The sequence below is a fragment of the Prevotella amnii CRIS 21A-A genome (genome assembly GCF_000177355.1).
Taxonomy (GTDB): domain Bacteria; phylum Bacteroidota; class Bacteroidia; order Bacteroidales; family Bacteroidaceae; genus Prevotella; species Prevotella amnii.
The window spans coordinates 1-8,652 of record NZ_ADFQ01000062.1; the positions used below are offsets into that span (position 1 = coordinate 1).

The 8,652-nt window shown below is 42.3% G+C and carries 8 protein-coding genes; 2 read left to right on the forward strand and 6 right to left on the reverse strand.

What is annotated here, in order from left to right; genetic code table 11:
• Positions 1–1,476: helicase C-terminal domain-containing protein (locus HMPREF9018_RS05555; RefSeq protein WP_008449191.1), on the forward strand; the 1,476-nt coding region annotated here is incomplete at its 5' end.
• A 110-nt stretch (positions 1,477–1,586) separates the two neighbouring features.
• On the opposite strand, the gene HMPREF9018_RS05560 is transcribed toward HMPREF9018_RS05555, so the two are convergent.
• From HMPREF9018_RS05560 to HMPREF9018_RS05585, 6 genes are all read right to left on the reverse strand, one after another.
• On the reverse strand, positions 1,587–2,591 hold the full coding sequence (locus HMPREF9018_RS05560) for a nucleotidyl transferase AbiEii/AbiGii toxin family protein (RefSeq protein WP_008449190.1): 1,005 nt from the start codon (positions 2,589–2,591) through the stop codon (positions 1,587–1,589).
• Entirely contained in the window at positions 2,576–3,283 is a 708-nt protein-coding gene (locus HMPREF9018_RS05565) for a type IV toxin-antitoxin system AbiEi family antitoxin domain-containing protein (RefSeq protein ID WP_008449185.1), read from the reverse strand. Before HMPREF9018_RS05565 ends, HMPREF9018_RS05560 begins: the two co-directional genes overlap by 16 nt.
• 90 nt (positions 3,284–3,373) lie before the next feature.
• Positions 3,374–3,682: a helix-turn-helix domain-containing protein gene (locus HMPREF9018_RS05570; RefSeq protein WP_008449194.1), complete on the reverse strand. Its 309-nt coding sequence runs from the start codon at positions 3,680–3,682 to the stop codon at positions 3,374–3,376.
• Entirely contained in the window at positions 3,670–5,733 is a 2,064-nt protein-coding gene (locus tag HMPREF9018_RS05575; protein WP_008449188.1) for a bifunctional DNA primase/helicase, read from the reverse strand. Before HMPREF9018_RS05575 ends, HMPREF9018_RS05570 begins: the two co-directional genes overlap by 13 nt.
• Positions 5,730–6,128 (reverse strand): hypothetical protein, encoded by a 399-nt coding sequence (locus HMPREF9018_RS05580; protein WP_008449192.1) that lies wholly within the window; start codon positions 6,126–6,128, stop codon positions 5,730–5,732. The genes HMPREF9018_RS05575 and HMPREF9018_RS05580 overlap by 4 nt, the downstream gene beginning before the upstream one ends.
• 51 nt (positions 6,129–6,179) lie before the next feature.
• The gene (locus HMPREF9018_RS05585; RefSeq protein WP_036857307.1) at positions 6,180–6,596 is read right to left on the reverse strand and encodes a hypothetical protein; all 417 of its coding nucleotides are present in this window, start codon (positions 6,594–6,596) and stop codon (positions 6,180–6,182) included.
• A gap of 787 nt (positions 6,597–7,383) precedes the next feature.
• Between HMPREF9018_RS05585 and HMPREF9018_RS05590 the strand changes: the two genes are divergently transcribed.
• Entirely contained in the window at positions 7,384–8,607 is a 1,224-nt protein-coding gene (locus tag HMPREF9018_RS05590) for a site-specific integrase (protein WP_008449184.1), read from the forward strand.
• The last annotated feature ends 45 nt before the right edge of the window (positions 8,608–8,652 follow it).

Consider the following 8,652-nt stretch of genomic DNA (forward strand, 5'->3'; position numbering starts at 1 on the left):
AAGATGAGCCTTGATTTACGCATGATAGATGAAAATGGGTACTCAGATCATATCGACAACAAGGCAAGCCATTGCGCGAAGATGCTCAATGACTATTACCAAAAGTTCGACGCACAGAAAGGGACACAGTTTGTTTTCTCTGATTTGGGGACTTACAAGCCTGGCGAATGGAACATCTATTCTGAGATAAAGCGTAAGTTGGTAGAGGACTATCATATCCCGTCCTACGAGATACGCTTCATTCAGGAGTGCAAGAACGAGAAGGCAAAGAAAGCGATGGTAGATGCGATGAACCGTGGTGACATTCGCATTATCTTCGGTTCTACCTCTATGTTGGGAACAGGCGTAAACGCACAGCAGCGTGCCGTTGCGGTGCATCATTTGGATACGCCCTGGCGACCATCGGACTTGGAGCAGCGTAACGGACGAGCTGTGCGCAAGGGAAACCTTATTGCCAAAGGATTTGCAGACAACAAGGTCGATGTCATCATCTATGCCGTAGAACGCTCATTGGACAGTTACAAGTTCAACCTGCTGCATAATAAGCAGCTTTTCATCAACCAGCTGAAGACAAACACGCTTGGTAGCCGTACCATTGATGAAGGGTCGATGGACGAGGACAGCGGTATGAACTTCTCTGAATATGTGGCAGTGCTTTCGGGCAACACCGACCTTTTGGAGAAAGCCAAACTTGACAAGAAGATTGCTACCTTGGAATCCGAGCGTAAGAACTTCCTCCGTGAGCGTGATGCCGCAACGGGAAAGTTGGCAGAGATTGACAGCTCCGTGTCTTTCCATTCAGACAAGATCAAGGAAGCCAAGGCAGACTTGGCGTGCTTTGAGAAGCGTGTGGAGCGTGACAAAGAAGGTAATCCTATCAATAACCTTGTCATTAAAGGTGTGGAGGACAGTACGGACATCAAGGTCATTGCCGCACGCCTGCAAGAAATTAACGACAAGGCACGTACCAAAGGCGAGTACAATAAAATCGGTGAGATTTATGGTTTTTCCATCATGGTGAAGACGGAGAGTACCTCAAAAGATTTGTTTGACTGCTCTGTGAACCGTTTCTTTGTCAAAGGGCAGGAGAGTATCTACTATACCTATAATAATGGTAAGCTGGCTGCCGACCCAAAACTTGCGTGCGAGAACTTCGTTAATGCCTTGGAGCGTATCCCGAAAGTGATAGAATCGCACGAGAAGGAGAAAGAGAAGGTGGCAGCCAATAAGGAAATCTATACCGCTATCGCCAATGGCTCATGGAGAAAAGAGGACGAGCTTCGTTCGCTCAAAGGGCAAGCTGCAGAACTGGATAGGAAGATTGCATTAACGCTTTCAGCGGACAAAGAAGACAAAGAAGAACAGGGAAATAGTCTGTCCGAAAATGAGACTTCTATATCAATAAAAATAGGCAATGAACAGACACAAGAAGCAGATAATCGCTCACAGAGTTTTCGTCCGAAATGGCGGCATTAAAACATCTAATTCCGAAATAATGTGCCCCAAAAGTTTTGTTTCTAACTTTTGGGGCTTTTCTGTAAAACAAAAGAGATTTTCTTTATGAATATTCGTTCTTTCCTAAATGTTTAATTCTCTTGCCGTCCTAAATCAATATTTTCTATCGAGTGGAGAACCTTGGTGAAAGAGGATTTTATATTGTCTGGTGATGGTATCTTACGGTATGCGATTTTAGATAAATTCTCAATATATTTCGGTGTCAGAGAACTCCATATATTTTCAAAGTCTTTTATCAAGGGAGATTGATTTAGGTTGTCCAAAAGCTTCCAGCCTCTTGGCTCATCAAAGGCTTGCTGATCGTGTTTTATCAGTGTTGTTAAATCTGACACAAACGCATCACTAGAAATATAGTTTTGTAATTGTTCTATGCTTAGGAGTGCATCCAAATCATAGAAGTGACGTACTTTGGATGTCAATGATGCCAATGGAGTGTCGCTCATTGAAAAACGAATAAGCGATACAACTTTCTCACATAAAGTTTGTCTGAGTGACAACACGTTTAACTCAAAGGGTGTAAGATTATACTGTTCTATAAAGGAACTCATTCCCTTCTTTCTTAGAAATGTAGTTACAAACGGCTCAATTATTCGTATTTCATGGGGAAATGGATTGGCAAATGCACTGATTTCCACTATAATTCTTGCTGGTACAGGGTTGGATAATTCATCCAATCCTACTTGAGTATCGTAGAGAAAAGCTTGTTTTCTATATTTTGATCCTTTGGAAATATCGCTGAAATCTAAATCCTCTTTCAAATTAGCTGTAACTTCTTTCATGAGGTGCGAAAGTAGCATTTTTACTTGATTACCACTCATGTGTTCGCTTATGACAGCAAAATCTACATCTTCGGAAAATCTGTTTATCAGTTGATAAGCCTTAGACAAGGATGTACCACCTTTGAATACTATCTGTTCGGTATAACTACTTTCAGAAAGAGCACGAAGTATGGACGAGATGTAGTAATCCTTCTCTACCAGTTGGATAGGGATGGTGAGATCCTCAGAAGCGGCATGAAGCAGGTCTCTGAAATTTTCTTTTTCCAAATGCAGTTGTTTGGCTATTGTATGTTCCATTGTTTTTTTGCGAGTGATGGTGAAAGTCCAATCCTAAATTGCGTTAGCGGACTAAGCGATTGATATAATTTATCTGTCAATGATTTGTCAGAAAGCATCGAACCCAGCAGGGCACGAGTTAAAGGAGAGTATTTCATCGAAAGTTCCACTATCCGGTCCTGTTCTTTTTTAGAATAGGCATTTATTAAATTCTTCAAACGAGAATAGGATTGGTCAACAGTCGTATCGGGTATCTTTTTTATCCATTTAAGGCAATCCAACAGGCGTAGCATATCAATAAGCTCCTTGTTTATCTCATTCTTTTGTATTACAAACCGAACTGCATACATACCTCGTTTTCTATTTCGACGAGGGAAGTTTGTCCCAATTTCGAGGGTGGTAGATTGCTGTGTGGTAAGTCCCAATAAGTTGAAGGCGTAGAATCCTGTCAGATAACCTATAGGGCGGTTATCTTTGTATAATAAATCCCGAAATCTTTCTTCCATAGTAGGTCCGACTTCTCCGAAAGGTGTTATTTTAGGTTTATAGTAGAGACCCGGACTGAGCCGCTCTATTTCTCCTTTTTCCACAAGTCTTCGTAAAGTCATCACTGCTGCTTGATGCTCGGTGTGCAAAAGCCCTAAGTCTTCTAACTTAAAGACTTTTCCCATTTCAAATTCCGATATTTTCTTCTTAATACCCTTGCTTGTCATACAATTCAATCTTTGTGCAAAGATACACATTTTGTTATGTAAACGCAAGCATTTACATAACAAAATATATATTCATATCGTGAAAGATGATTACCATTCATCACGCTTGCGTAGCATTTCGTCTATCTCTTCACGAAGAAAAAGAAGTCTTCCGTTAGCTTTAAGATATGGTATTTTGTGAGCCCATACCCAGTTGTAGATGGTTTTTTGCTCCACTTTGAGAATTTTCGATACGTCGATGATGTCAAGATACTCCGGTTTAAGAGGCGGATGGGTAGTTGTATCAACAGACTGCTCTTTCAGTACAAGCAGTTGATCGAGCTTATTCTCGACAGTTTTCAATCTGTCAAACAATCGCTTGCACCAATCCTTTTCTGAAGTATGTTCTATGTATGGCATAATTCTCCTTTTTGATAGTTACCACTTGTGTCTTGCGACAAGATACGCTGCTCCTTCATATAGGCAATGTACTTCTTTGCCGTTCGGTCCTTGATTTCCATTTCTCGCATCAACACGTCGCATAACTCTTGATATGATAACTTTAGTTTGGCACGGAATGCAGACTTTACAACAGCCAACAGCTCATCGGTCTTGCGTCTCTCTTTATCCTCCTTCGACTTTTCCCCACGATAAATGTGCATATCGGCTTTCTTATCCCAGCCAAAGAGCATCATCGGCACATCTAGAGGACTGCCGTCACGCACTTTCAGAGCCTTGACGACTGAGTATTCAGGATTGTCATCCTTCTCAATGGAGAGAATGCCGGCTGCCTTACGTTGCAGCTCCGAGCCTATATGTCCTCTGAGTTTAATGCCGTTAGGTACAAAATGTAGGACACAAATAATGCAAGTATTATAAATCCCTGCCAATTGATAGAGTTCGTCTACGATGGCTATACTCTCCGTCTCGTCGTTGGCGGAGCGTATCAGGTCTGCTATACCGTCAATGACCACAAGGTGTATTCCCCCGTGCTTGTGATGGAATAAGTCCATACTTTCACGAATAATCTTCAGTCTGTCCTTGCGTGATAGCGATGCCAGATAGAGGGAATGATAAAACTCTGGCACGGACTTGACACCAGCCCTGCGAAGTGTCTTCTCCAAGTTCTTATAGAGTTGTGCCTCCGATTGCTCTGTATCGTAGTGAAGTACAGCCAATCCTTTGGGATTGGCTGTTACTTCCAATCCCAAGGTTTGCTCTGCCTTTAATCGTTCTCTCCCAAGAGTGCCGGCAAGGATGGCGGCAATGTAGTTGCTTTTGCCTGTTCCTTCTCCACCTGTGATACAAAACAGATTGTCCTGCGTTCCAAGAGGAACACCATTTACTGCCACCACCGACTTTGAAGCGTCTGGCGGATTATCGTAGTCTATCTCACAAGATTGCAATATCATCATTGTCTGTGCATACATATTGGTGAACATATCATTAAGAAGCACTTTCAAGTTCTTTGCTTCATTGCCCAAGGCAAAGAAGTCCGATATATCCTTCTCCGACTTACCCCCTTGCAATGGTAAGGTTAGACTCAATACCTTGTATTGAGCAAGTGCATCTGTCTGCCGTTTAGCTTCTCTTATGCCTGTCTCATCAGAGTCGTACAATATAATAATGTGGCGAAAGCGGAGCTGCAATCCTTCGATGATATTCTCAGGAATCTGTGCCGTCTCACTGTTGAAACAGATGGCGTTGAAACCATGAGCCGAAAGTGAAAGTACGTCTTTCTCCCCACCTGTGATGAAAACAACATCCCCTTTACTGGGCAGCTGCTGGAAGCCAAAGACATAGTCGTTCACTTTCTCACCCCCATAAAGAAAGCGCAGCTTACTCTTAGGGCGATAGACTTTTACAAACTTCCCCATACTGTATGCAAACATCGGATCTTCATGTGTTGAACCAAGTGTAAACGGCTTACCCTCATTGGAGACAGACTCATAGCGAGCAAGCGACTTTACATGAAAACGTTGCAGAGTCTTAGTATCAATACCATATTGCTCCCAATAGTCTAGTTCTTTGACATTGAAAGATTGCTCAATTAGCTTGTACCACTTTTTACCTTCCATCTTCTTGAGCTGGTTAGGTGGTTGTACTAAGGTTGGTTTGCAAGGCTTCATCATCATTGTGTGGGGATTACTATGTTCTTTCCTTTCAATGCAAATATTCAGCTGCAAGTCCCGATTTATGATTTCAAGTACCTTTACAAAGTCTTTCCTCACGTCCAGTCCGAGCATTGTGGCTGCAAACCAAAAGCAGTCGCCGGAGTAGGCATCGTTGCCAAAGTCCTTCATTCGGTAGCAGCTAGACTTGTTGTCGAGATAGATATTGCACGATGCACGCCTGTCGTCATACAAAGGATTTCGGAAATTGCGCTTTAGCACAAAGTCGATGGGCATATAGAAGCAGAACACATCCAGTCCTTTGTTGGTTCGGCTCAGTATTTCTTCTTTGATGTTCATAGCTCCTCAAATAAAGTTTGACCATCACCCATATATCCTTTAAGGACACCATCCTTGTAGGCGTTGAGCCGTTGCAGGGCTTCCACTCGTCTGAAACCCTTGAAGGAGGCACGTCCGCTCTTGACGGCGACGTAAAGTCCCTTGAACGGATAAGCAACGTGGTTGCATGATATATACCTGAACGGGATTGCGTTGGTGTCCCTCCATCGGGCAAGGGATGCCCGCGAAATGCCCAAGAGTCTGATGACGTCGGAGGAACTGAGTTCCATCTTATCCTCCAAAACGGAATAGTCGCGTCTCATTTCCACGATAAAGCCAGCTATCCGCTCCATGTCGTTCCTTAGTGAGCGTAACTCTGCAATTACCGTATTTTGTAAATTGTCTTCTTCTGTCATATGTCACTTCTCTTTTCAGTTTAGGATTGAATTGTTGCTCTCCGTGGATTATCATCCGTCTGGAAATTCAGAGTCCTTCCCCAATTGGTGCAATAACTGCATAAGATGCTGCTTAAATCTTCTACTGTCCAGCTTGCACAGCCGATTGAGAATGACGATGAGATCTTCCTGCTCCATTGTGGAGAAGCGAAGGCTTTTATGGGGCGTGGTTGCAATCATGGAATCAATCATTCCCTTTGGGAGATGTATCAGCAGCACATCCATATCGAAGGCTGCGGCACATCTTGCATAAGTGTTGATACGAAGGTCGGTCTGCATCTTGCAGTGTTTCATAAAGTTGGAATATTCCATGTCGGCATAGCCTGCCCTTAGCTTGCAGTTTTTGCTGGCGGAGAGCATTATTTCAAGCGTCGGAAGTACAACGTAGAATTTTGCGTTACTTCCAGAGTTTTGTTTCTTTGTCTTCATATGTATCCGTCTTTTTGTTAGAAATAATGCTGCAAAGTTCCTAACAAATAGGACTTTAGGAAGAATATTAAATTGCCAATATTGGCATTATATTGCCATTTTGCATTTTTAACATTATGCATTATATGTTGCCGTGTTGCCCAATACGTAGGCGAAAATCTTTAGCCTGCCATATCAATCAATCACACCTTTGGGACTGTCAGTGCATGGTGCAAGGTCTATCTATATATATAGACTTGCACCATGCACTGAAAATTGTAGCCAAAAGATTTCTAAAACATTTTCCCACAATAATTTGGAGGATGTTCTACTTTTTTGTACTTTTGAACCCAAGAAATGCAAGTGCGCATTTCGGGTAGCAGTATCTGCGTGTACTCTCAAAATACTCTGTTGTGGCTACAATATGGCTACAATTTAAAAGGATAAAAGAATAAAAGACTATGATACAAGGAGTTACAGCGGAATGGTCATTTCCCTCTCTCTCCGCAAATAGACTTCACAAGGGTTGTCAATTTAGCCTTCAAAAATTAGCTAATCGTTGTAAAATCAAGGTTTTACAACGATTTTTCTTTGTATATACCTCTATCGCCTGACGGCATAACCCTATGTTTTGACAATCATCTTTCGGTCAAATTCTGCTACACTTACTGCTACACAAAAATTGCAGTAGCAAAAAATGTAGCAGTGACGGGATTTTGAATACCAAATTGAAGGCATCAATTCTTTCTGTTTCAGTATGTTATATATTAACTTTGCAGCCGAGTGCTACACAAAAGAATGATGCATTATGAGAACAAATTTCAAGGTGTCCTTCTACCTACGCTCAAACTATGAGAACAAAGAAGGAAAGTCGCCTGTAATGCTCCGAGTATTCCTTAACGGAGAGATGGCTAATTTCGGATCTACGAAAATATTCGTGGACAAGTCGCTGTGGAATAACACGACCAGCAGGCTCAAAGGCCGGACGGCAGAAGCCTTATCCGCTAATGCCGCATTGGACTCCATTTCCACAATGCTGAATAACATTTACCACAAATTCGAGGATGATGAATCCTTGTCATTGGATAAAATCCGCTCATTCTTTGTCGGGAAAGACAGGGAGTACACGACCTTTCTCCCTATATTCGACAAGTTCAACGAAGATGTCAGACAGCGTGTCGGACATACCATCAGCAAGGACAGCCTGCAAAAGTACAGCGTTTTAAGAAGACATTTCGCAGAATTCCTTATCTATAAGTATGGGAAGAAAGATATTGGACTGGCAGAGTTCACGCCATCCGTAGTACAGGACTTTGAGCTGTACCTGAGTACAGTGGCAGGTTGCGCTTACAACACATCAGTCAAGAAATTGAAGGCACTGAAAACCGTGACCATCTATGCGCAAAAGCGTGGCTATCTTCTTCACGACCCATTCCTCAATCATCGTTTTCACTTGGAGCCTGTCAATCGAGGTTTTCTCACGGATGAGGAGATTATGAAGATAGCCAACAAGGAAATTGCTATTCAACGCTTGGAGTTAGTAAGGGATGTTTTCATCTTTTCATGTTTCACAGGTCTAGCATATATTGATGTTTCCAATCTCACACCAGACAACATTGTTACACTTGATGACAAGCAGTGGATTATGACCAAAAGGCAGAAAACAAGCGTGGAAACAAATGTGTTACTTCTTGACATTCCCAAGAATATCATCGCCAAGTACAGTCATAAGACCTATCGGGACGGCAAACTATTTCCCATCCTAACGAATCAGAAAACCAACGCATATTTGAAAGAAATTGCCGACATTTGTGGCATCAAGAAGAATCTGACCTTCCATCTTGCCCGACATACGTTTGCAACCATGTCGCTAAGCAAGGGTGTTCCTATGGAAAGTGTATCGAAGATGCTGGGGCATACGAACATCAAGACCACACAACTCTATGCCCGCATCACCAACAAGAAAGTGGAGCATGACATGGAGCAACTCGCCGACAAGCTCGACAAGTTCAATAAGGCGATGGGCATCTGATAATATAATAAAATGTATAATTCTAAAATAAAAGATTTATGGAAA